Source organism: Rummeliibacillus pycnus, from assembly GCF_050459865.1.
GTDB lineage: Bacteria > Bacillota > Bacilli > Bacillales_A > Planococcaceae > Rummeliibacillus > Rummeliibacillus pycnus_B.
Map to the genome: position 1 here is coordinate 22,122 of NZ_JBCMNM010000006.1, position 25,586 is coordinate 47,707.

The following is a 25,586-nucleotide window of genomic DNA, read 5'->3' on the forward strand; positions in this document are numbered from 1 at the left end:
CATGTAACAAAGCCAAAATAAAAAGAAGTTGACCCATCTTTTTGGGTCAACCTCTTTTACTTAGTCATTATAAATATGGATATATGGTTCGTCTGTATTTGCTTTTTTGACAACTAATGCTTCTGGACCATTAATAGATGTAACATTCACTTCTACTTGTAAACCTTTTGGGAATTGATCCATTACTTCTCCTGCCATATATTGAGTAAAACCAATTATTTCTGATGAACCATAGAATTTTATAGGTATTTGGATTTCTAGTTTTTGAATCTTATCATTTTGATAGAATCCTGTACCAATGATATTAGTATAGTTAGAAAAGTATTTATCAATATCTTGTTTGAAATAATTAAAGTTTTCGTTGATATCACGGTATTTGTTGTTTGACTCACTTGTTGGGAAAAGAACATATTCCTCATTAACCTTTTTCCAATCTTTAATTTGAGCGCTACCTTGATCAACGTTTGTGTAAGCAAAGTATGTTCCTGGTACGATGGCAGATCGGCTTTGTTGTTTAAATAGACCGACAGTAATCGGAACTTCTGATAGTCCATCTATTTGACGTAAACGTTTTACTACTTGTGAAGCGATTTTTTTGCCTTGTGCTTCAAGTTCAGCTTGTGGAATGTCTTCCTCATAGGTTGCACCATATTGTTCTTTTTGGTAGTAGTAAACTGAATTCAATGCAAGTCCAATTGAAACCCCTGCTAGTTTTACTTTATTCTTACCTGTTTCTTGTAAGTAGTTTTGTTCTACAATATGCGCCAAGTAAATTGGCGCTGTTTTTGCACGTTCTGTAGGAGACATATTTTTTGTCGTTTTTGGATTTAGCCCCGCAGGATCTTGGGAACTGCGAGCTAACCATGAATTAACAGTATTTTTATCTAAATATTGTCCCTCTTGGAAAAAATATTTATCTGGATCAAATGCTTGCTGAGATAAACGTAATAGACCACTTTCGGCCTCTTTTACATCATATTTTGTATTAATATTTGAAACAATTAAACCTCTACTTGCGCTTTCTTTATATGGTAAAAGTGTACGGTAGTATTGGTTATCAATTTGCATACTAGGAATGATTGTTGTTTCTTCTTTATCTTTCGAATTCGTTGATTGTACAACTTTTGAATCTTTTGTCAAAGAAGGTAAACTACAGCCTGCTAGCATAGCTGTTACAACCATAGCTGGTATCCAGCGAAGTCGGTTCATTGTCTTGAATGCTCCTTTACTCTGTTAGTTCTTCAATAAGACGGTCTTCATTCCACACTTCGATGCCAAGTTGTTCAGCTTTAGTGAGTTTTGAGCCTGCCTCTGCTCCGGCAATGACAAGATCTGTTTTTTTACTTACGCTACCTGTCACTTTTCCGCCTAGCTCCTCTATTTTCTCTTTTGCTTCTTCTCGTGTCAATTGTTCTAATTTACCAGTTAACACAATTGTTTTGCCCGCAAATGCACTGTCAATTTCTTCAGCATTTACTTTTTTACCTAAATAAGTCGTATTAACGCCAGCTTCACGTAAACGAGTGATTAATGCTTGTACATCTTCACTATCAAAGTACGAAACAATAGAGTCCGCCATTTTTTCTCCAATTTCAAAAACATTGACTAATTCTTCTTCGGTGACATCCATTAATCGATCCATTGTTTCGAACTCTTCGGCTATTAATTTTGCTGCTTTTGCACCCACATGACGTATACCAAGTCCAAATAATAATCGCTCTAATGAATTCTTCTTTGATTCTGCAATAGCATCCACTAAATTCGTTGCAGATTTTGCACCCATTCGATCTAGCTGTACAAGTTCTTCAACTTGTAGATGATATAAATCAGACACGTCTCTTACAAGCTCTGATTTTAATAATTGTTCTACTACTTTTTCACCGCAGCCATCAATATTCATAGCATTACGTGATACGAAATGCGCCATACCTTCTGAAATTTGGGCAAAACATTGTGGATTCACACAACGTAAAGCGACTTCACCTTCGATACGGACTAATTCACTATCGCATACTGGACAATGAGATGGCATTGCAAAAGGTTCGATATCTTCACTTCGTTGGTCGAATAATACAGACACAACTTCTGGGATAATGTCGCCAGCCTTACGAATAATGACTTTATCTCCGATACGAACATCCTTTTCCCGGATAATATCTTCATTATGCAATGTAGCACGTTGTACCGTTGTTCCTGCTACTTGTACAGGCTCTAAAATAGCTGTAGGAGTGACAACACCTGTACGGCCAACCGTTAAATCGATATCTATCACAGTCGTTACAACTTCTTCTGCAGGGAATTTATACGCGATTGACCACCTTGGAGCTTTCACTGTGTTCCCTAATTCAGCTTGTTGCACATAGTTATCTACTTTAATAACAATACCATCAATTTCGTATGGTAATGTTGGTCGCTTTTCTGTCCACTCTTCAATATAAGCCATCACTTCTTGTATGTCTTTGCAATTGCGTCGTTCTTGATTTGTTTGGAAGCCTAGCTTATCCATATAATCTAGAGCTTCACTATGACTTGTTAAACCATATGATTCACCACTGCCACCAATCGCATAAATAAAAGTAGCTAAGTTACGACTTGCTGCAATTTTAGGATCAAGTTGTCGTAAAGAGCCTGCTGCAGCGTTACGTGGATTAGCAAATAGTTCTTCGCCCTTTTCAGCACGTGCTTTATTTAAATTAGTAAATGAACGTTTCGGCATATAACATTCACCACGTGCCTCAATTGTGATTGGCTCTTTTAAACGAAGTGGTACAGAGTGAACTGTTTTTAGATTTTCGGTAATATCTTCACCAATTGTACCATTACCTCGAGTTGCCCCTTGGATGAAAACTCCATCTTCGTAACGTAATGAAATAGCTAATCCGTCAATTTTCAATTCACATACATAAGAGAAATGATCCCCGATTACAGATCGAACGCGACGGTCAAAATCATTCAAATCGCTTTCGTTAAATGTATTACCTAAACTTAGCATTGGATATTGGTGCGTAACTTTTTGGAAACCAGATAAAATTTCCCCACCCACACGTTGAGTTGGTGAATCTGGATAGATTAAATCAGGATTTTCTTTTTCTAATGCTATTAGTTCATGTAGAAGTTGATCATAAATTGCATCCGGTACAACCGGGTTATCTAATACATAATAGGCATGTCCATATTCATGAAGAAGCTGATTTAACTCTGCTACACGCTTTTCCAATTGAATTCTATCCATTCTTTTTCCTCCATATATGATTAGACTTTTTCGATTGGTGCAAATTTCGCTAATAATCGTTTGATCCCAGTTGGACTTGGGAATGCAATATCTAATTCGGTATTTTCGCCTTCACCACGTACTCCAACGACAGTACCGATTCCCCATTTTTTGTGTGAGGCTTTATCGCCAGCCTTCCACCCAATTTGGTCGCCACCGGTTTGTTTATACGTAGGTGTAATGGTTGTTTTACGGGTTTGTGGTGTTGTAAAGCCTGAAGTACGACGTGTTGATGTACCGAAACTATTACTTGTATTAGGTGAATGACCATTTTGTATAGAAATTTCATCAAGTATTTCCGTCCCAATTTCTTGTAAGAACCGTGATGGGCGGTTGAAACTACTGCGTCCAAAAATTGTACGAGATTGCGCACATGTTAAATATAATTGTTGTTCTGCTCTCGTAATCCCCACATAACATAAACGACGTTCTTCTTCCATTTCATCATCATCTTGCAATGATCGTGAGTGTGGGAAGATATTTTCTTCCATTCCGATGATGAAGACAACTGGAAATTCTAGACCTTTTGCAGAGTGCATCGTCATTAATACGATTGAACCTTTTGACTCGTCTTCCTTATCAAGTGAATCAATATCTGCAATCAATGCTAAATCTGTTAAGAATGCTACTAATGATTTATCATCACTTTGCTCTTCGAAAGCTTTTGTTACAGATAGAAATTCATTAATATTTTCTAAACGACTTTCCGCTTCGATTGTTTTTTCATTTCTTAACATGTCACGATATCCTGATTTATCAAGAACTTCTTCTACTAGTTCTGATATAGACATAAATTCTTGCATTTTAGTAAAGTTTGAAATCATTGTGTGGAAAGCAATTGCTGCATTTGTAGCTTTTGCCGATAATCCCATAAAATCGACTTCTTTTAATGCATCGAAAATAGAACGATCTTGATCAATTGCAAATTGTGCCATTCGTTCAAATGATGTTGCACCAATGCTACGTTTCGGTTCGTTAATAATCCGAGCTAAAGATAAATCATCATCATTATTCGCAATTAAACGTAGATATGCGAGTAAGTCCTTGATTTCTTTACGATCATAGAACTTTGTGCCACCGACAATGGTATATTCCATATTCGATTTCACTAGCATTTCTTCCATTACACGAGATTGAGCATTTGTACGATACAAAATAGCAAAATCATCTAATGAGCGATTTTCTTTTTCCATTAGCTCTTGAATAGTCTTAACGACAAATTGAGCTTCTTGTTTTTCGTCATATGAGCGACAGAGCGAAATTTTCTCGCCTTCCTCGTTATCTGTACGAAGTTTTTTTGGATAACGACTGGCGTTATTTTTTATGACGTCATTAGCCGCTTGTAAGATGCGAGAAGTAGAACGATAATTTTGCTCAAGCATGATTGCTTTAGCAGTCGGATAATCTTTTTCGAAAGATAAAATGTTCTGGATATCGGCACCACGCCAACGATAAATGGATTGGTCAGAATCTCCTACTACACAAATATTTTGGAATTTCTTAGCTAGCATTTGCACTAAACGGTATTGTGAATGGTTGGTATCTTGATATTCATCCACATGGATATATTGGAAACGATTTTGATAATGTTCCAATACATCAGGTACTTCTTCAAATAAACGAATCGTTTGCATGATCAAATCATCGAAATCGAGTGATTGATTTTTGCGCAAACGTTTTTGGTAATTTTCATATACTTGCGCTACTGTGCGTTCGTAAGGATTAGATTCGTTTACTTGTGCTTGATATGCTTTGACATCAATACATTCATTTTTTGCTGAGCTAATAGCATTTAACATTGAGCGTGGGTCAAATCGTTTCGAGTCTATATTTAGCTCCTTTAAAGCATTTTTTATCACTGTGAGTTGATCGGATGTATCAAGAATTGAGAAGTTTTTGTTGAAGCCAATTCGATCGATATCTCTTCTTAAAATACGTACGCACATAGAGTGGAAAGTTGAAACCCACATACGTTCTCCTGTGCCATTACCAAGTAATCCATCAATTCGTTCTCTCATTTCACGCGCGGCTTTGTTGGTAAATGTAATCGCTAAAATTTTAGATGGATATACTTGTTTTTCAATAACTAAATATGCGATACGATGAGTTAGCACGCGCGTTTTACCAGAGCCAGCACCCGCCATAATTAGTAGCGGACCCTCTGTCGTTTTGACAGCCTCTTCTTGTTCTTTATTCATACCTTTGATTAAGTTCTTCGTTAGCTGTTCCATAACGCACCACCTTATACAAACATTTGTTCTTAATTATACTATATTATTTTATATCTTTCACTGCTTTTACGGTTTGTAATGCTGTTTTTAAATCGTCATAAATAATATTCCCTACAACAATTGTATCTGCATATTCAGCCATTTGTTTAGCTTGAGCTGTAGAAGTAATGCCACCGCCATAAATTAATTGAGTTTGTTTTAATTCTTGACTAATCTTTTTGACTAATTGCGGATCACCATATGTGCCGCTATATTCCATATAAAATACAGGTAGTCTAAAGAAATTTTCAGCCATTCTTGCATATGCAATTACATCATCTTCATCTAAATCTGTTTTTGCACTAGATAATTTAGCTGCTTTACAATCTCCATTTAAGATACAGTAGCCCTCTGCAACTAGCTCGTCCCACATCATTATATCCCCAAATGCTTTGATCGCTTCATGATGCAAGTCTTTAACCCAAGCTGTGTCTGTGCTGTTTAATACGGTTGGAATCAAATAATAATCGTAACCTGGAGTTACAGATTCTAAGTTAGAAATTTCTAATGCTACGGAAACAGTGAAACGACGAATACGAGCGAGTAAATCTAACACGCTGTCAATTGTTACATCGTCAGTTCCTCCCACTATTATTGCATCTGTACCTGATTCACATAATGCTTCTAGTTCTTCATCTGTTATATTTTTTGCTGGATCAACCTTGAACACATGCTGCCAGTTTTTTATCTCCATTAATTACCCACCTATCTATATTTCTTTCTGTTAACAGTATACACAAATCATACTTATGGCTCTATTCGCGAATTAGTTTTATAGCTAGATTATTCATAGATTCCTTTAAAACAAGTCGAAAGTAAAAATCAGTTTTTGTCTGAAGTGGAATTAGCTCCGCTTTCCGTGGGCGAACTGACGAGCCTCCTCGCTTTGCTCCGGGGTCTCGTCTAGCTCACAGGAGTCTCCGCTAATTCCACTTCTACTAAGATACTTTCCTGCAGGAGTCTACGTTGATTCCACTTCAACATAGATAGCAATGCAAGTTTTCTCTTTAGATATCCGATGTTTAAATATGATCATCTACAATAGCAATTTCATAAAAAGGAAAAAACTGAACAGAATCTGTCCAGTTTCTCAATCCTTATTTTCTTCAAAACGAAAATATGTCTTATTTAGGTGCTTGAAAGGGTTTTTCGTCTGGATAAAGACGTCCCAACATTTCGTCATACGTATCATTACCATAATCAAAACATCTGCGTACACGAGAAATGGTAGCCGTAGATGCACCTGTTTCTTTTTTTATGGTTTCATATGTTTTTTTCAAGCGTAATAAATGCGCTACTTCAAATCGTTGCGCTAATGATTGGATTTCACTAATTGTGCATAAATCATCAAAAAACTTATAACACTCTTCAAGATTATTTAGTTCTAAAACGGCTTTGAACAATTGGTCTGTTTGATGGCCTTTAATTTTTTCGACTTGCATAAATTTATTTCCTCCTCCCTATTCGGGTGCCTAACGACTTTTTTCTCGTCCAGGATTGGAAGGTGTAGGATGATCCCCTGATGGACAAAATATACATGATTGTAACATGTCAAAGAGTTCGCAGCTTCCCTATGACAACGGTCTATTATCATTTATATTTTAACATCATAGATATACTAATTTCAATTTAACACTTTAAAGTACGACTATCTCATAACAGATGGAAATAAGACTTTTTTCTTCATTACATCGAAAATACCTCGTTGTGTAATTCGAATATAAGGTAAATGTGTTGACTGTAAGAATAATAGAGTATAGATTGCATCTCCATGAGGATATCCTCGTTCTGCTAAGGCTGCTTTTAAAGCTTTTTCTTGCTCCATTAGTTTTTCTAATGGCTCTTCAGATAAGCCTCCACCAATTGGTAATGGTAATTTTTCTACTACCTCACCATTTTCTACTATGACAATTCCACCATTCATTTCTTTCATTACGTGGAATGCTTGAAGCATTGCTTGAACATCCTTACCTATTAAAATTATATCTCCTGTACAAGAGTAAGACGAAGCGAAACCTTGGAGTTTGTTTGCAAAGCCTTTAATTAATGTATTCACACGCCATTTACCTTTACGGTCAACAAGCATTAAATAGCATTCATCATGTTCTTCACTTAAATGTCCATCATTTGTATGAACGGAAACCTTGTATGGTTTTGTGATGACATCATTGACCATCTCAATACCAAATGGCATTGAAAACTGGCAATCTTCATCTGATAAATCAAAGTCTAAATCTAATGAACCTAATGCTGAGAAATCAACTTCCTCTAATGAGCAAACCTTTTCACCATCACGTTTTAGCCAAACTCCTTTTGACAAAACGCTTAAAGGTACAGGATGGTATTCATCTTGTAAAATATTCAATGTTGCATAGCGACCTGTTGCGATAAAGCCATGTAAATCCGTCATATTGTAATAACGAGCTATATTGTAAGATGCCATTTGGTATGCATTAATTGGGTCTACACCTGCATCAAGCGCCACTTGAATACATTTATCCATAATCCCATCTACATAAAATGATGGTGTCGCCCCATCAGTTGTCATCATTAGGTGGTCAAAAATATCTAAATCTTTATCTACAATTTCTTTTAATAAATCAGGTAGATCTGGACGGATTGAGGAATGTCTTAACGTTACAGCATAGCCATGAAGAATTCGATTTTCCACTTCTTCAAGTGTCATCGATTCATGGTCACCATCTGCACCAAATAGTTTTAATCGTGCTAATGTTCGAGAAGAAGCTCCTGGTAAATGGGTTTCTATTTTTTTACAATAGGCTTTTGCCGCTTGTAACCAATAAAGCATTTGATCATCTCCAGCCACTAATCTCGGCCAGCCAGTTAACTCTCCTCCTAATAATACATCTCTGCGTTCAAACCATTCATGAATAGTCGTTGTGGTAAATAAATCATGTTCATGAAGTAGTTCTGTTTGAGAATCAAAGCGAACCCACCAATAAAATGAAAATGGTAATTGCTTTAGTTGATCTATAATTGAAAACGCTTTCTTATTGCTGAGTTCTAAAAATAAAGTCATATTGTCTGATATGAAAGTAGTAGTACCTAGCTGTGCAGAATAATCCGCTAATGTTTGGGGATTATAAAGTTGATATGGATGTACATGCGGTTCGATATAGCCTGGAACAATTGTTTGTCCCTTTGCGTCTACGATTTCCGTCCCCTTTGTATTAACGGGCATTTTAGGACCTGCATAAACAATGCGATCCCCTAAAATCCAGATATTCCCTTGCATCCATCGTTTATACATGCTATGTAAAAAACGAGCATTAGTTATTACAATACTGGGTGCTACCTTTCCGTCTATTACAGCTACTTGTTGTCGTATTTCTCCAATTTTCCATGCTGGTTCAAGCATTGCATCCATCTCCTTTCTTAAAAGTGTGTGCTTTTTTGGCACGATTATTTTGTAATTGAAAAAAATTCAATTTGTATTTTTGGTATTATAAGGTATATCGTATCATAGCACTTTAGGAAAGCAAAGCATTATGATTTGAATAATTACTATTTCAACTGGAGGTTAAATTAATGCCATTAGATGAAAATTTAAGTACTCGGAATGCTTTTTCTCGGTTCGCCTGTGGTGCTACTATGACAGCGTTTGGTGTTGCTAAACTCTCTCGTAAACCTGATTGTATGAGAGGTAGGGCAATGGTTATTTTAGGAGCCATGAAAATGGCAGAAGGTATTCTAAAATATTGTCCTACAAAAGCAATCTTGAACAACTCATTAACTTCTCTTTTCAATGAATTTCAATCAAGCAATTCCAGCTCCTCTTCAGGTGGCTCATCAGGATTAGGTGCTGCCGCTTCGGCTGCTATGGGTGGTATGAATGGAGGTTCTTCTTCTGGTTCTTCATCTAGTTCTTCATCTAACTCCTCATCAGCCGGTTCAGGATTAGGTGCTGTTGCTTCAGCTGTTATGGGTGGTATGAATGGAGGAGGTTCTTCTTCTGGTTCTTCTTCTGGTTCTTCTTCCGGTTCTTCATCTAACTCCTCATCAGCTGGTTCTGGATTAGGTGCTGTTGCTTCGGCTATTATGGGTGGTATGAATGGAGGAGGTTCTTCTTCTGGCTCTTCTTCCGGTTCTTCATCTAACTCCTCATCAGCTGGTTCTGGATTAGGTGCTGTTGCTTCAGCTGTTATGGGTGGTATGAATGGAGGAGGTTCTTCTTCTGGCTCTTCTTCTAGTACGGGATCAGGCTCTAATACTAATCCTATAGCTGATGTTGCACAATTGATGAAGGACTTTGCAAATACTTCTTCATCAAACACATCAGGTAACCAGCAACAAAACAATCAAAATAATCAACAAAACCTACAAAATCAACAAAATCAACAAAACCAACAAAATCAACAAAACCAACAAAATCAGCAAAAGCAAAATAATGCTAATATGCAAGCCGGCTCAAATAAACAATCTAATACTAACCAACAGTCAAATTCAAATCAGCAAACGAATAAGCAACAATCGAATTCGAACCAGCAATCTAAACCTAAAGGTACGACAGGACAATCATGATGCAAACTGCCCGAAAATTATTCGGGCAGTTTTTATTTAATATAACCTCAAGCTTGGTCTGTTTTTATATTTCTCCAACCAATATCTCTACGATAGAAAAAGCCATTCCATTCTTCTTTTTCTAATCCTTGATAAACTTTTTCTTGTGCTTCTTTTAATGTTGGCGCTTTTGAAGCTACTAATAAAACACGACCACCATTACCTACATATTGATCATCTTGGAGTTTTGTTCCTGCATGGAATACTGAAAATTCTTGTGAAAGATTTTTTAAAGAAGGTAATGGATTCCCTTTTGTAACATCGCCAGGGTAACCATCAGAAGCTATAACTACACCTAACACCGCTTCGTCAGACCATGATAAATCAAATGGCTTTTCATGCATTAATGCCATCATGAATTCTCCAAAATCAGATGACATTCTTGGTAATACTACTTGTGTTTCAGGATCCCCAAAACGAGCATTAAACTCAATTACCTTTGGACCTTGATTCGTCAAGATTAATCCTGCATATAAAATCCCTGTAAAAGGAGTTCCCTCTGTTGACATCGCTTGAACGGTTGGTACAACAATTTCGTTATATGCACGTTGCACCACTTCATCAGGAATTTGTGGTACTGGTGAATAAGCTCCCATTCCTCCCGTATTCGGTCCTTGATCTCCGTCATATGCTCGTTTATGATCTTGTGCAATGACCATTGGATAAATTTGTCCATTATGAACAAATGACATATAGGAAAATTCTTCACCATCTAAAAATTCTTCAATCACAACTTTGGATGAAGATTCACCAAATCGTTGATTACCAATCATATCACGAACTGCATCGATTGCTTCTTGTTCACTCATTGCAACAATAACGCCTTTTCCAGCTGCAAGTCCATCTGCTTTCACAACGATTGGAGCACCCATTTTCTGAATGTATGCAACTGCTTGTTCTGCATCTGTAAATGTAGCATAAGCCGCAGTTGGAATATTATATTTTTGCATAATTTCTTTCGCAAAGGATTTACTTCCTTCTATTTGAGACGCAGCTTTAGTTGGTCCAAAAATCAATAAACCTTGTTCGTTAAATGCATCAACAATTCCTTCAGCAAGTGGTTGTTCTGGGCCAACAAAGGTTAAATCAATAGCATGCTCTTTTACAAATGTTATTAACGCATCAAAATCTGTTGCAGCGATATTCACACATGTTGCATCTTGCTTCATACCATCATTACCGGGTGCAACAAATACTTCTTCAACAGAAGGTGACATTGCAAATTGTTTGGCAATTGCATGTTCACGACCACCACTGCCTATAACTAAAATATTCATCGGAATTCCTCCTTATGTAAGAAAACACGCTCAAATTGCGGGCGTGTTCCTTTTATGAAATATTTGTGGAAATTTTAGAATGTATATTCTTTCACTTAGTGCTATGGACACTGAAAAACTATTTTATTACTCGTTTTTATATTACAAACCCCTTTAATTGAAGTGAAATCAGCTTCGCTTTCCCCTGGCGAACCGACGAGCTTCCTCAAACCCAAAAGTGATTAATGTTTGAAATGACGTACCCCAGTTGTCACCATTGCAATTCCATATTTGTTTGCAATATCGATTGAATCTTGGTCACGTTTTGAACCACCTGGGTGGATAATAGCAGTAATCCCTGCTTTTGCAGCTTCTTCAACTGTGTCTGGCATTGGGAAGAAGGCATCCGATGCTAATGCTGCTCCTTTTGCCTTTTCGCCTGCTTGTTCTAGAGCGATTTTAGCAGAACCAACGCGGTTCATTTGACCAGCACCAACGCCTAAAGTCATTTTGTCATCTGTTACAACAATGGCATTTGACTTAACATGTTTTACAACGGACCAGCCTAGTTTTAACGCTTCCCATTCTTGTTCAGTTGGTTGGCGTTCAGAAGTTACTGTAATTTCTGCTTCGTCAAACCCTTTGCGATCTGGTTCTTGAACAAGTAAACCACCTTCAACAGATACGGTATTGAATTGATCAAGTTTTTGTTGTTCAAATGAGATTGTAAGTAGACGAACATTTTTCTTTACAGTTAATTTTTCAATAGCTTCATCTGTAAATCCTGGTGCAATAATGATTTCCAAGAAAATTCCAGCAAGTTTTTCAGCTGTTTCTGCATCTACATCACGATTCAGTGCCACGATACCACCAAAAATTGATGTCGAATCTGCTTCGTATGCTTCGTTAAATGCTTCCGCAATTGTTTCACCGATACCAACGCCACATGGATTCATATGTTTAACTGCCACTGCTGCTGGTTGTTTAAACTCTTTAATGATTTGAAGTGCTGCATTCGCATCTTGAATATTGTTGTAGGAAAGTTCCTTACCATGTATTTGTTCGGCATATGCGATAGAAAAATCAGATCCAAGACGTTTTTGATAAAATGCTGCTTTTTGGTGAGGATTTTCACCGTAGCGAAGAGGTTGTTTTAATTCATAAGTTAGTGTTAATTGATCTGGGAATTCTTCACCAACGTAGTTTGTTAAGTAATTTGAGATATATGAATCATACGCTGCTGTATGACGGAATACTTTTGCTGCTAAACGACGGCGTGTTTCAAGCGTTGTTTGACCATCTGCTTTTAACTCTGCAAGCACTGCTTCGTAGTCGTTCGCATCTACGATAACTGTTACGTATTTTTGGTTTTTAGCAGCCGAGCGTAGCATTGTAGGGCCACCGATATCGATATTTTCAATCGCATCAGCAAACTCAACGTTTGGCTTTGAAATTGTTTCAACGAATGGATACAGGTTTACACATACAATTTCGATTGGTTCAATGCCATGTTCTTGCATTTGAGCTTGATGCTCAGGATCATCATATTTTGCAAGAAGACCACCGTGAATCATTGGGTTTAATGTTTTAACACGTCCCCCTAAGATTTCTGGGAATTTTGTTACTTCATCTACAGATGTAACAGTTACTCCGTTTTCTTGTAAATGTTTTTTTGTACCACCAGTTGATAAAATCTCGTAGTCCAATGCCTCTAATTCTTTCGCAAATTCTAAGATGCCTGATTTATCAGAAACACTAATTAATGCACGTTTTCCCACAATAATTTCCTCCTTGAGTTTAAGCCAACAATGTTTGTGTTGGTATGTAAATTCTGGCGAAGTCAATCACATTATTAATCTAATAATGATTGCAATGCAGCTGGGTAAATCTCATGTTCTACTTCATGAATAGCTTGCTCTGTCTTATCTCGATTACCTTCAATCACGTTAACGGCTTTCTGCATAATAATCGTACCTGTATCCATACCTTCATCCACATAATGAACCGTGACCCCAGTAACCTTCACTCCATGCGCCATAGCTTGACCAATGGCATCTTTTCCAGGAAAAGATGGTAGTAAAGATGGATGGATATTAACAATCTTCGAAGGGTATGCGGATAGTAATGTTTCTCCTATTAATCTCATATAACCTGCAAGCACTAGACATTCCACCTGTTTCTCTTGCAGGTTTTTTAACACTTCTATTTCATAAGCTTCCTTCGAATCAAAGTCTTTCGGATTCAACGCTAAGACAGGTATCCCTTTTTCCTCGGCTCTTTTTGTCACATATGCGCCTGGTTTATCTGTAACGACTAATTCAATTTTTGCATTTAACTTTCCAAGTTCAATCGTATTTTGAATCGCTTGGAAGTTTGTACCGCTCCCAGAAGCAAATACCGCGATAGATACCTGTTTCTTCATTATGCTAAACTCCCATCATGATCGCCTTTGAAAATAACTCCTTCTCCTTCTACTACACGACCAATGGTATAAGCTTTTTCACCATATGCTTCAGCAATTTCAATAACGCGCTCTGCTTCAGAAGCAGGAACAGCTAATACAAATCCAATCCCCATGTTGAATACATTAAATAAATCACGTTGTTGCAAATTACCTTGTAGTTTTAGGAATTCGAAAATTGGTAAAACAGGCCATGTTCCTAAATCAATTTCCGTTGCAAGTCCTTCTGGCATCATACGTGGAAGGTTTTCATAGAAACCGCCTCCTGTTACATGTGCCATACCATGAATTTCAGACTCTTTTAACATTTCAAGCACTGGCTTTGCATATATCTTTGTTGGTGTGAGAAGAGCTTCGCCAATTGGACCAAGATCTTCGAATCCTGCTACTACTGTATCTGGTGTTAAGCCCGCATCAGCAAAAACAATTTTGCGAACTAATGAGTACCCGTTGGAATGTACACCGCTAGAAGCAATACCAACTAATACATCCCCTGCTATAATGCGTTCGCCTGTTACGATATTTGCTTTTTCAGTAGCACCTACTGCAAAACCCGCTAAATCATATTCACTCTCATCATAAAGACCTGGCATTTCTGCAGTTTCTCCACCAATTAAAGCAGCGCCTGATTGTACACAACCATCTGCTACACCTTTTACAATCTGTTCAATCTTCGCTGGTTCAGCTTTACCAACAGCCACATAATCCAAGAAATACAGTGGTTCAGCCCCTTGCGCTACAATATCATTAACGCACATAGCCACACAGTCAATCCCGATCGTATCGTGTTTATCTGTCATAAATGCCAATTTTAATTTTGTACCAACACCATCTGTTCCAGAAATCAGAACTGGTTCTTTTAAGTTTAGTTCGGACAAATCAAACATGCCACCAAAGCCACCAAATGTACCTAGGATGCCTTTTCTTGCTGTACGCTCAACATGAGATTTCATACGTTGTACAGCTTCATAGCCTGCTTCGATGTTTACGCCTGCTTGTTCATATGCTTTTGACATGATTCTTCCTCCTCAAATTAATGTACCAATTCTTTTTCGTGTGGCAAGATTGTATCTGGGAATATTTCTGTAGGATACTTACCAGTGAAGCACGCTAGACAATGTCCGCAATTTTGGCCCTCATCCGTTCTTCCAATGGCTTGAACCATTCCTTCCACAGATAAGTAAGTTAACGAATCTGCTCCAATTGCTTCTCGTATTTCTTCTACACTATGACAGGATGCAATGAGTTCCTCATGCGTTGATGTATCAATACCGTAGAAACATGGGTTTGTCATTGGCGGTGAACTAATGACAACATGTACCTCTTTGGCACCTGCTTCTTTCAACATATTTACAATTCTTTTAGAAGTCGTACCACGAACGATTGAGTCATCCACCATTATCACTCTCTTGCCCTGAACAACTTGACGCACAGGAGAAAGCTTCATCTTAACGCCTCTTTCACGCATTTCTTGAGAAGGCTGGATAAATGTACGACCTACATAGCGGTTTTTAATTAATCCTAATTCATAGGGAATACCACTTTCTTCAGAAAAACCAATCGCAGCGGAAATACTAGAATCTGGAACACCTGTTATGACATCTGCTTCAATATTCACTTCTTTTGCGAGCTGTTTTCCTAAACGTTTACGTGCCATGTGGACATTGATGCCATCAATATCTGAATCAGGACGAGAGAAATAAACATATTCCATTGTACAAATAGCACGTTCTGAAGGGTATGCAAACTTTTCTGATTTCAAGCCTTCATCATTGATCGTAATTAATTCACCTGGTTCCACAGCACGAACAAACTCTGCTCCAATGATATCGAAAGCACAAGTTTCTGAAGCAACCACCCAAGCGTCATCTAATTTTCCAAGTGATAAAGGACGTAAACCATGAGGATCTAAAGCTACTAGCATTTCATCTTCTGTCATGATTAAAAAAGCATAAGCACCTTTTAATAACGTTAAAGCATTTTGGGCACGATCATTCATAGAGCCAAAACCACTCCGCTTCAATAAATGCGCTAACACTTCCGTATCAGAAGTAGTTTGAAAAATGCTTCCTTGACGTTCTAAGTGTTTTTTCAAATGATTCGCATTTACCAAATTCCCGTTATGCGCAATTGAAAGACTGCCTGTAGATGAATGGAAAAGCAATGGCTGTACATTTTCAATTCCACCGCCACCAGCAGTTGCATAACGAACATGTGCAATGGCTGCTTTTCCTTGTAGCTTATCTAACTTATCTCCATTAAAAACTTCGTTAACTAAGCCTTCCCCTTTAACAGCTTGCAGTTTTTCACCATCTGTGACAACAATACCCGCACCTTCTTGACCACGATGTTGAAGAGCGTGTAAGCCATAATAACTCATTTGGGCAGGATTTGGATGACCCCAAATACCAAACACTCCACATTCTTCGTTTAAGCCTCTGATTTCACCAAGCATGGGATAGCTCCTTTCCAAGCATCTTGGAATTCTGAAACTGAACCCTCAATTAGGATTTCGCTATTTTCGTCACGAATGATTAATTGCGGATTAGATAACACATTTCCAATTTTAGTTGCATCTTGAACAATTGCTTCGAATGCATCTGCATTTTCTTTGTTTACTGAAACTAAGAAACGAGATTGAGATTCACTAAATAATGCAGTAACTGCTGAACCGCTTAAAATTACTTCTGCACCAAATTCAGTTCCAAATGTTGTTTCTGCTAACGCAACTGCAAGACCGCCTTCAGCCAGGTCATGTGCAGATTCAACAAGATTTTGTTGGATGGCATGCAATAACGCTTCTTGTCTTGTCGCTTCCACTTCTAAATCAATTGTTGGTGCTAAACCAAAAATACGACCGTTATTTTGTAATTTTTGAAGTTCAGAGCCACCAAATTCAGTTTTTGTTTCACCAATCAGGTAGATGAAATCACTTGCTGCTTTTACTTTTTGTGTAGTTGTATGTGCTAGGTCTTCAACTAAACCAACCATACCAATTGTTGGAGTTGGATAAATTGCAACACCACTTCGTTCATTGTAAAGGGATACGTTCCCGCCTATGACTGGTGATTCTAATGCTTCACATGCTGCTGAAATACCATCTGCTGATTTTTCAATTTGCCAGAAGATTTCTGGTTTCTCTGGATTTCCGAAGTTTAAGCAGTCCGTAATAGCTAAAGGTTTACCCCCAGAACATACAATGTTACGCGCTGCTTCTGCTACTGCAATTTTCCCACCAACTTCAGGATCTAGATAAATATAACGAGAGTTACAGTCTGTTGTCATTGCAAGTCCTTTGTTTGTACCTCGAACACGTACAACTGCTGCATCAGATCCTGGTGCTACAACAGTTGATGTACGCACTTGGTAATCATATTGGTCATAAACCCACTCTTTTGATGCAATGGTTGATTGTTTCAGAAGTGCAAGTAATGTTTCTTTGTAATTTTCTACAGTTAGCTCTTCGTTTTTCATCTGTTGGAATTCAGTGAAGTACGCTGGTACTGCAGATGGTTTGTGATAAACAGGTGCATCTTCAGCTAAAGCATCTGCTGGTACATTTGCTACTACTTCACCTTTATGAATAAGACGAAGCATTTTATCTTCTGTCACATGCCCGATCGCTACAGCATCTAAACCGTATTTTACAAATAGGTCGATGATTTCTTGTTCTTGCCCTTTTTTCACAACAATTAGCATACGTTCTTGTGATTCAGAAAGCATCATTTCATAAGGTGTCATGTTTGTTTCACGTTGTGGTACTAAGTCTAAATTCATCTCTATACCAAAACCTGCTTTTGAAGCCATTTCAGCTGAAGAAGATGTAAGTCCTGCAGCACCCATATCTTGTATCCCTACAAGAGAGTCATACTTAACAAGTTCTAAGCAAGCTTCTAATAGCAATTTTTCCATGAATGGATCTCCAACTTGGACAGCTGGTCGTTTTTCCTCAGAAGATTCACTTAATTCCTCTGATGCGAACGTTGCTCCATGAATACCATCTCTACCTGTTTTAGCACCAACATACATTACCGTGTTACCTACACCTGAAGCAATCCCTTTTTGGATGTCTTTATGGTCAATTAAACCTACACACATAGCGTTAACTAATGGATTTCCCTCGTAGCATGGATCAAATTGAATTTCTCCACCAACTGTTGGAATACCGATACAGTTACCATAGCCTGCAATCCCTGCTACTACTTCTTCAAATAAATATTTGACACGTTTGGATGCATCTAGTTCCCCAAAACGTAGGGAGTTTAACATAGCAATAGGACGAGCGCCCATTGAAAATACGTCACGAATAATACCGCCTACACCTGTAGCAGCACCTTGATAAGGTTCAATTGCTGAAGGATGGTTGTGTGATTCCATTTTGAAAACAACCGCTTGCTCATCACCGATATCAACAATCCCTGCTCCTTCACCAGGTCCTTGCAATACGCGAGGCCCCTTTGTTGGGAATTTACGAAGGACAGGCTTTGAGTTTTTGTAAGAACAGTGTTCGGACCACATTACAGAGAAAAGACCTGTTTCTGTCCAATTTGGTGTACGTCCTAGAATTTTCTCTACTAGAGCAAATTCTTCGTCTGACAAGCCCATTTGTGCGTATAGCTTTTGCTCTTTAATTTGCTCAGAAGTTGGTTCAAGCTTGGTTGACATATGATTCCCTCCACTGTTTGACAATTGATTTGAATACGGCAAGACCATCTGCGCCACCGATTAATTCATTCACTGCACGTTCTGGATGAGGCATCATACCAAGAACATTCCCTTTTTCGTTGATAATACCAGCGATGTTTTCTAAACTACCGTTCGGATTTTCACTTGCATACGTAAAAACAATTTGGTTGTTGTCTTTTAGTTGCTGTAAAGTTTCCTCGTCACAATAGTAATTTCCTTCACCGTGTGCAATTGGTATTTGAATAACTTCGTCTAAATCATATTGGTTTGTAAATAATGTATTATTGTTTACTACTTTTAAATCTACTGTACGGCACATGAATTTAAGATTTTTGTTTCGTAACAAAGCTCCAGGAAGTAACCCTGCTTCTGTTAAGATCTGAAATCCATTACATACACCAAGTACTGGCTTACCAGCTTCTGCAGCTTTTACGACTTCAGCCATTACATTTGAGAAACGAGCAATTGCACCACAGCGAAGATAATCTCCATAAGAGAACCCCCCTGGCAATAAAATACCGTCATACCCGCTTAAATCTGTTGCATCATGCCAAACGTATTCTGCTTCTTCACCGAGTTCGTCTTGAATCGCGTGATACATATCTAAATCACAGTTCGATCCTGGAAATACGAGTACTGCGAATTTCATCTTTAGTTAGCCTCCTCGATTTCGTAACGGTAATCTTCAATTACTGTATTCGCTAGTAGTTTTTCACTCATTTCTTTTACAATGCCATCGATGTCTCGTTCAGAAGGATCGATTTGTAATTCTAAATATTTACCAATGCGAACATCTTCTACTTCGTTATATCCCATTGTGTGCAGGGATCCTTTTACTGCTGAGCCTTGTGGGTCTAACACGCTTTCGCGAAGTGTTACGTAGATTTTCACTTTTTTCATTTAGAAACTCCTCCTAGACGGGATAATATGATTTCATATACTTCAGTTAAGTCACCAAGATCACGGCGGAATACGTCCTTATCAAGATGTTGCTTTGTTTTTGCATCCCACAAACGACATGTATCAGGTGAAATTTCATCTGCTAAAAGCACCTGACCGTTTTCATCACGACCAAATTCTAGTTTAAAATCTACTAATATTACATCAATATCATAGAAAAATGGACGTAGAATTTCATTTATCTTTAAACCATTGTCGTAAAGGGCCATCACTTCTTCTTTAGAAGCGATGCCCATTACGTCAATATGTTCTTCCGAGATAAACGGGTCTCCAAGGTCATCATTTTTGTAATAAAATTCTACGATTGGACGTTTAAGAGGTGTTCCTTCTTCTATTCCTAATCGTTTCGCAAGGCTACCAGCTACGATATTACGTACTACCACTTCGATAGGAATAATATCTACTTTTTTGACAAGTTGTTCGTTGTCTGAAATTTTCTCAACGAAGTGTGAGTCAATACCAGCTGCTTTTAATTTGTCAAAGATCAATGATGTAATGCTGTTATTTAAAACACCTTTACCTGCAATTTCTGCTTTCTTTTCACCGTTGAATGCTGTAGCACTATCTTTGTATTCAACAAACAAAATATTTTCATCTTCTGTTGTATACAATTTTTTTGCTTTTCCTTCATACAAAAGTTGACCTTTTTCCACTGTTTATTCCCCCGGTTTAGGTTTAGTTATTTAGTTTAATCCTAGACGATCGAAAATCATGTCCACTTGTTTTAGGTGGTGATGGTAATCGAAGCAATCATCTAGTTCTTCTTTTGAAAGATAAGAAGTAATTTTTTCATCTGCATCGACAAGTTCGCGGAATTGAATTTGTTCATCCCATGCTTTTGCAGTCAATGGTTGAACAGTATCATATGCTTCCTCACGTACAAGACCCTTGTCGATTAAAGCAAGTAACACACGTTGTGAGTAAATCAAACCAAAAGTGCGTCCCATATTACGTTTCATATTCTCTGGGAAGACTGTTAGGTTTTTCACGATGTTACCAAAACGAGTTAACATATAATTTAAGCCGATTGTTGTATCAGGTAAGATGATACGTTCTGCAGAAGAATGTGAAATATCACGTTCATGCCATAAAGAAACGTTTTCGAAAGCTGTCACCATATGACCACGAATGACACGAGCCATACCAACCATATTTTCAGAACCGATTGGGTTACGTTTATGAGGCATTGCAGAAGATCCTTTTTGACCTTTTGCAAAGAATTCTTCTACTTCACGAGTTTCTGATTTTTGAAGTCCGCGGATTTCTGTTGCAAATTTCTCAATAGAAGTAGCAACCAATGCAAGAGCTGCAATATATTCTGCATGGCGATCACGTTGCAATGTTTGTGTAGAAATTGGTGCAGCTTGTAGTCCTAGTTTTTCACAAACGTATTGTTCAACAAATGGCTCGATATTTGCGTAAGTACCTACAGCACCAGAAATTTTTCCTGTTTCAATTGTTTTAGCTGCTGCTTCAAAACGTTCTAGGTTACGTTTCATTTCTTCATACCAAAGGGCAAGTTTTAGACCGAATGTAGTTGGTTCAGCGTGAACACCATGAGTACGTCCCATCATAACTGTAAATTTATGTTCTTTTGCTTTTTCAGCAATAATATCGATAAAATTACGAATATCTTTTCTTAAGATTTCATTTGCTTGTTTTAATTGGTAAGAAAGAGCTGTATCTACAACGTCAGTTGAAGTTAAACCATAATGTACCCATTTACGTTCTTCACCAAGTGATTCAGATACGGCACGCGTGAATGCTACGACATCGTGACGAGTCTCTTTTTCAATTTCTAAAATGCGATCGATATCAAAAGTTGCGTTTTCGCGAATCTTCGCAACATCTTCTTTTGGAATTTCACCAAGTTCTGACCATGCTTCACAGGCTAAAATCTCAACTTCTAACCATGCTTGGTATCTGTTTTGTTCTGTCCAAATTGCGCCCATTTCAGGACGAGTATAACGTGCTATCATTATTGTCTCCTTCTACTCTGCCCAGATGGCAGAATCTTCAATTTCTCTAATAGTATGATCAAGATCATCCGTCATTATTGTAACATGTCCCATCTTCCGATTCTTCTTTGCTTCTTGTTTTCCATAAAGGTGAATAGACCAATCTGGATATTTTAGTAAAGAGTTCGTAACAGGCATGACATGTTGCCCTAAAATATTGACCATAACTGAAGGGCTCCAAAGTTTTGGCTTACGTAAAGGCCAGCCGCAGATTGCTCGAATGTGCTGATGAAATTGCGAAATGTTACAAGCTTCGATTGAGTAATGACCAGAATTATGAGGTCGTGGTGCTAATTCATTGATCAAAATCGTTCCATCTTCAAGGACGAACATTTCAACTGCTAGTGTTCCAATTAGTTGGAGATAATCTGCAATTCTTTCTGCTGCTTCGATGGCTAATACCGCTGTCTTATTGTCAATTCTAGCAGGCACAATAGTTTCATGAAGAATATGGTTGACATGAATGTTTTCCCCTATTGGTAAACAATACGTTTCACCCTGTTTATTACGTTGAACAATAACGGAAACTTCTTTTGTAAAAGGAACAAATGCTTCTGCTACACATGCTGAATGTTCGAATAATGATGCTGCGAGTTCTAACTCTTCAGATGAATGAATCGTTTGTTGCCCTTTTCCGTCATAACCACCACGAGCCGTTTTTACAATACAAGGATAACCAACTTTATCTATATTTTTAACTAATTCATTGAAGTTTTGACATGCTATATAATTTGCAACTGGACAACCCGCTTCACTAATGGTTGATTTTTCTTGAATACGATCTTGTGTAATTTTGATTAACTCAGCACCTTGAGGTACATATGCAATTTCTGTTAATCGTTTTAATCCTTCATAATCGATATTTTCAAATTCAAATGTGATGACGTCACTAACTTCTGCTAATTCTTCAAGAGCAGTTTCATCATTGTAAGGAGCTACAATTCGAATGTCTGCAACTTGACCACACGGCGAATCCATAGTTGGTTCTAATACAGCAATTTTAAATCCTGCTTCTTTTGCTGCTAGTGCCATCATACGCCCAAGCTGACCCCCACCAATAATGCCAATGGTTTGGCCAGGAAAAATGGTTTTCATCACTGTAACTCACCTGTGCTTTCTAAAGCTTTCATCTTCATCACTTGTCGTCTTGCTTCTATTTTTTCAGTAATACTTGAATCAGTTATTGACAATATTTGCGCTGCTAACAATCCTGCGTTAGTTGCTCCAGCTTTGCCGATCGCAACGGTTGCTACAGGAACACCTCCTGGCATTTGCACGATGGATAGTAATGAATCGATTCCATTTAATGCTTTAGATTGAACTGGTACGCCAATAACAGGTAATGTCGTTTTTGCAGCAACCATTCCAGGTAAATGAGCTGCTCCTCCAGCACCAGCTATTATGACTTGTAATCCTCTGTTACGAGCTTCCTGTGCATATTCAAACATTAAATCAGGTGTACGATGAGCAGAGACTACCTTTTTTTCATATGGAATGTCTAATTCATCTAAAATCTCACATGCATATTTCATAGTTTCCCAATCACTTGAACTTCCCATGATTACGCCAATTTTTGGATTCATGTAATGTACGCCTCCTGTTAATTGCGCCTCGGCTAAATTTTTCTGATTTTGATTTGTTGTTCGCTCTACGTGCAAATAAAAAATCCTCAGCTACCCCAATTCACACATTATTACCATGCGTGAAAAGCAGATACCTGAGGATTTTGAAATGACAGGACTATGAAAGATAGACTTTCCCCTGTACATTATTCCTAAAGTTGCTTTCCCGCATAGTCCAGCATTTACGGTGCTGGGTAGAGACACTAGAGCCAATCCTCTAGCATATATGGGGATTCGATGTTTTTCTACTCACATTTTAACAAGAGAAAGATTACAAGTCAATAATAAAATACGAACAATGAACTTTTTGTTTTATTTCATCGTTCGTATTTTGGTTGTTTTTTATACTATTCTCCTATAGACATCCCTTTAAATTTAATAATTTGACGAATCGGAACAGGTTCTCCATTCACCATTTGAAAAAGCGGCTCCTCTTTTCTTCCTACAGGCATATAGCCTTCTTGCTTCATTCTTTCCAAACATTCATCAATTGTTTCTGTTTCTTCTACTTCAAACCATACTTGTTTTTTAGCCAAAGTGTCACTTCCTTACATAGATCTTCTCTTATTATAACTGCTATAACAGTTTTCATAAAAAAAAATACACAGGATTCAATATCCTGTGTATTTTCTTTCTTCAAAAAATCTCTATCTTTTTTCCTTGTGGTTGGATACGTGCAACTCCAGTTGATAAAGCAGCAAGTCTTACTGCATTTGCAACAGTATCCGTTACACGTGTATCAAAAATCTCCGGTACAATTCTTCCATTTTTCAAATCTTGTTCAGTAATAAGAGAAGCAATTGCACTAACTGCTGCTAATTTCATTTCTTCATTGATATCTGATGCACGTACATCTAATGCGCCTCTAAAGATACCCGGAAATGCTAGCATATTGTTTATTTGGTTTGGATAATCTGATCTCCCCGTTGCAATTATTCGTACTCCCCACTCATTAGCATGGTCATATGTTATCTCCGGGTTTGGATTTGCTAATGCAAATACAATAGGATCAACATTCATAGACTGAATCATTTGCTCAGTTAAAACATTTGCTACAGACACCCCAATAAAAATGTCTGATCCTATTAATGCATCTTCAAGTGAGCCTTGTAATCCCTCTAGATTACTATACTTTGCAATACGCTCTTTCATTGAATTCATACCTATTTTACGATCCTTATGAATAATTCCCTTAGAATCACAAACTATCATATGCTCAAAGCCTAAGCTGCGTAATAAGCGTAAAATAGATATTCCTGCAGCACCAGCTCCGTTAATAACAATTCGAACATTTTTAATATCTTTATTAACAATCTTCAACGCATTTAATAAACCTGCACCAACTACAATTGCTGTTCCATGTTGATCATCATGGAATACAGGAATTTTACATTCTTCACGTAAACGCTCTTCGATAACAAAGCAACGTGGGGCTGAAATATCTTCTAAATTAATAGCACCAAAGGTTGGACTAATCGCTTTCACGGCTTGTATAATTTCTTCTGGCTCTTTTGTATCTAAACAAATCGGAAAAGCATCTACATTTGCAAAGCGTTTAAGTAAAAGTGCTTTTCCTTCCATCACAGGTAATGCGGCTTCTGGCCCAATATCCCCTAAACCAAGTACAGCTGTCCCATCCGTTACTACTGCCACTAAATTCCCTTTCATCGTATAGTCATAAACAGCATTCGGATTTTTTTCAATTTCAATGCAAGGTTCTGCAACACCTGGTGAGTAGGCTAGACTCAAGTCATCAATTGATTCTACCGGTAGCTTAATTTGTACATCTAATTTACCATTCAAATTCTTATGCAAATCTAATGCCCGTTCTCTTAAACTCTTCAATAGTCATCCAACCCCTTTTAAGTAATAAAACATTCTTCAACAAAAGATTTTTGAGCCGAAAATCAAAATAAATTCTTTGCTTCACGTTTCGTTTTAACTCGTAAAGTCATAAAATTCGTTACGATTATAAAAATAAATACTAGTGTACAATGATTTGTTTGTCAACATTATTTTGAATATTCAATTTATTTTAGTGATTTAGTCTACTGAAGAATTACTTTATGAAATTATTATATTAAATTGTTTAGCTACTTATTAATTCTTAAAGATAAGGTGTGTTAAACTATTAGCGAACAGCATCATTCAAGCGGAATTTTTATGTGTTTTCATTCTCCATAATACAAAGAAAACTTGCATGTTTTATATGAAATGTCGAATACAGTCACAGGTTGTTTAAATTCTTTTTGGAATGGAGAAAAATTGACAATTTTTTTGTGGCTTGTGGCAATTAGAAAGAAGAGAAAACTTTTGAAGATTCAATATGAAAAGGGAATACTTTTTTGGAAATAAAAAAGGTACTACCGATAAAATCAGCAGTACCTTAGTAGGCCTAGCAACGTCCTACTCTCGCAGGGGGACAGCCCCCAACTACCATCGGCGCTAAAGAGCTTAACTT

At 37.5% G+C, this 25,586-nt stretch carries 21 protein-coding genes and 1 riboswitch; of the genes, 1 reads left to right on the forward strand and 20 read right to left on the reverse strand.

Annotated features, from left to right (window positions below):
* Window positions 1–60: 60 nt before the first annotated feature.
* The 6 genes from ABE048_RS01040 to ABE048_RS01065 all read right to left on the reverse strand — a co-directional run bounded on the left by ABE048_RS01040 (window position 61) and on the right by ABE048_RS01065 (window position 8,920).
* Window positions 61–1,209: a CamS family sex pheromone protein gene (locus ABE048_RS01040; protein WP_430308627.1), complete on the reverse strand. Its 1,149-nt coding sequence runs from the start codon at window positions 1,207–1,209 to the stop codon at window positions 61–63.
* A 16-nt stretch (window positions 1,210–1,225) separates the two neighbouring features.
* Window positions 1,226–3,232: an NAD-dependent DNA ligase LigA gene (gene ligA / locus ABE048_RS01045; protein ID WP_430308628.1), complete on the reverse strand. Its 2,007-nt coding sequence runs from the start codon at window positions 3,230–3,232 to the stop codon at window positions 1,226–1,228.
* Between the two features lie 20 nt (window positions 3,233–3,252).
* On the reverse strand, window positions 3,253–5,502 hold the full coding sequence (gene pcrA, locus ABE048_RS01050) for a DNA helicase PcrA (RefSeq protein ID WP_430308629.1): 2,250 nt from the start codon (window positions 5,500–5,502) through the stop codon (window positions 3,253–3,255).
* A 43-nt stretch (window positions 5,503–5,545) separates the two neighbouring features.
* Window positions 5,546–6,235, reverse strand: coding sequence for a heptaprenylglyceryl phosphate synthase (locus ABE048_RS01055; protein ID WP_430308630.1), 690 nt, complete (start codon window positions 6,233–6,235; stop codon window positions 5,546–5,548).
* 430 nt (window positions 6,236–6,665) lie between these two features.
* Window positions 6,666–6,983, reverse strand: coding sequence for a YerC/YecD family TrpR-related protein (locus ABE048_RS01060; protein ID WP_430308631.1), 318 nt, complete (start codon window positions 6,981–6,983; stop codon window positions 6,666–6,668).
* A 206-nt stretch (window positions 6,984–7,189) separates the two neighbouring features.
* On the reverse strand, window positions 7,190–8,920 hold the full coding sequence (locus ABE048_RS01065; protein WP_430308632.1) for an adenine deaminase C-terminal domain-containing protein: 1,731 nt from the start codon (window positions 8,918–8,920) through the stop codon (window positions 7,190–7,192).
* A gap of 170 nt (window positions 8,921–9,090) precedes the next feature.
* Here ABE048_RS01065 and ABE048_RS01070 point away from each other — a divergent pair, with 170 nt between their 5' ends.
* Window positions 9,091–10,083 (forward strand): hypothetical protein, encoded by a 993-nt coding sequence (locus ABE048_RS01070; protein WP_430308633.1) that lies wholly within the window; start codon window positions 9,091–9,093, stop codon window positions 10,081–10,083.
* Between the two features lie 47 nt (window positions 10,084–10,130).
* Here the strand turns inward: ABE048_RS01070 and purD are convergent, their stop codons facing one another.
* From purD to ABE048_RS01140, 14 genes are all read right to left on the reverse strand, one after another.
* Entirely contained in the window at window positions 10,131–11,399 is a 1,269-nt protein-coding gene (gene purD / locus ABE048_RS01075) for a phosphoribosylamine--glycine ligase (protein WP_430308634.1), read from the reverse strand.
* A gap of 221 nt (window positions 11,400–11,620) precedes the next feature.
* Window positions 11,621–13,156, reverse strand: coding sequence for a bifunctional phosphoribosylaminoimidazolecarboxamide formyltransferase/IMP cyclohydrolase (gene purH / locus ABE048_RS01080; protein ID WP_430308635.1), 1,536 nt, complete (start codon window positions 13,154–13,156; stop codon window positions 11,621–11,623).
* 74 nt (window positions 13,157–13,230) lie between these two features.
* Window positions 13,231–13,800, reverse strand: a complete 570-nt coding sequence (gene purN, locus ABE048_RS01085) for a phosphoribosylglycinamide formyltransferase (RefSeq protein WP_430308636.1) — start codon at window positions 13,798–13,800, stop codon at window positions 13,231–13,233.
* Complete coding sequence (purM, locus tag ABE048_RS01090) at window positions 13,800–14,855, reverse strand: phosphoribosylformylglycinamidine cyclo-ligase (RefSeq protein ID WP_430308637.1); 1,056 nt, start codon at window positions 14,853–14,855, stop codon at window positions 13,800–13,802. The genes purN and purM overlap by 1 nt, the downstream gene beginning before the upstream one ends.
* Window positions 14,856–14,872: 17 nt before the next feature.
* Window positions 14,873–16,294 (reverse strand): amidophosphoribosyltransferase, encoded by a 1,422-nt coding sequence (gene purF / locus ABE048_RS01095; RefSeq protein WP_430308638.1) that lies wholly within the window; start codon window positions 16,292–16,294, stop codon window positions 14,873–14,875.
* Window positions 16,270–18,504 (reverse strand): phosphoribosylformylglycinamidine synthase subunit PurL, encoded by a 2,235-nt coding sequence (gene purL, locus ABE048_RS01100; protein ID WP_430308639.1) that lies wholly within the window; start codon window positions 18,502–18,504, stop codon window positions 16,270–16,272. Before purL ends, purF begins: the two co-directional genes overlap by 25 nt.
* The gene (purQ, locus tag ABE048_RS01105) at window positions 18,488–19,174 is read right to left on the reverse strand and encodes a phosphoribosylformylglycinamidine synthase subunit PurQ (protein WP_430308640.1); all 687 of its coding nucleotides are present in this window, start codon (window positions 19,172–19,174) and stop codon (window positions 18,488–18,490) included. Before purQ ends, purL begins: the two co-directional genes overlap by 17 nt.
* A gap of 2 nt (window positions 19,175–19,176) precedes the next feature.
* Window positions 19,177–19,425: a phosphoribosylformylglycinamidine synthase subunit PurS gene (gene purS / locus ABE048_RS01110; RefSeq protein WP_430308641.1), complete on the reverse strand. Its 249-nt coding sequence runs from the start codon at window positions 19,423–19,425 to the stop codon at window positions 19,177–19,179.
* Complete coding sequence (gene purC, locus ABE048_RS01115) at window positions 19,422–20,138, reverse strand: phosphoribosylaminoimidazolesuccinocarboxamide synthase (protein WP_430308642.1); 717 nt, start codon at window positions 20,136–20,138, stop codon at window positions 19,422–19,424. The genes purS and purC overlap by 4 nt, the downstream gene beginning before the upstream one ends.
* A gap of 30 nt (window positions 20,139–20,168) precedes the next feature.
* Window positions 20,169–21,464: an adenylosuccinate lyase gene (gene purB / locus ABE048_RS01120; RefSeq protein ID WP_430308643.1), complete on the reverse strand. Its 1,296-nt coding sequence runs from the start codon at window positions 21,462–21,464 to the stop codon at window positions 20,169–20,171.
* 12 nt (window positions 21,465–21,476) lie between these two features.
* Entirely contained in the window at window positions 21,477–22,601 is a 1,125-nt protein-coding gene (purK, locus tag ABE048_RS01125) for a 5-(carboxyamino)imidazole ribonucleotide synthase (RefSeq protein WP_430308644.1), read from the reverse strand.
* Window positions 22,598–23,086 carry a 5-(carboxyamino)imidazole ribonucleotide mutase gene (gene purE, locus ABE048_RS01130; RefSeq protein ID WP_430308645.1) on the reverse strand — a complete coding sequence of 163 codons (489 nt, stop codon included), beginning with the start codon at window positions 23,084–23,086 and terminating at the stop codon, window positions 22,598–22,600. The genes purK and purE overlap by 4 nt, the downstream gene beginning before the upstream one ends.
* Window positions 23,087–23,276: 190 nt before the next feature.
* Window positions 23,277–23,375: riboswitch (purine riboswitch) on the reverse strand.
* A gap of 97 nt (window positions 23,376–23,472) precedes the next feature.
* Window positions 23,473–23,661 carry an NETI motif-containing protein gene (locus ABE048_RS01135; RefSeq protein ID WP_430308646.1) on the reverse strand — a complete coding sequence of 63 codons (189 nt, stop codon included), beginning with the start codon at window positions 23,659–23,661 and terminating at the stop codon, window positions 23,473–23,475.
* A gap of 100 nt (window positions 23,662–23,761) precedes the next feature.
* Window positions 23,762–24,970: an NAD(P)-dependent malic enzyme gene (locus ABE048_RS01140; RefSeq protein WP_430308647.1), complete on the reverse strand. Its 1,209-nt coding sequence runs from the start codon at window positions 24,968–24,970 to the stop codon at window positions 23,762–23,764.
* Between the last annotated feature and the right edge of the window lie 616 nt (window positions 24,971–25,586).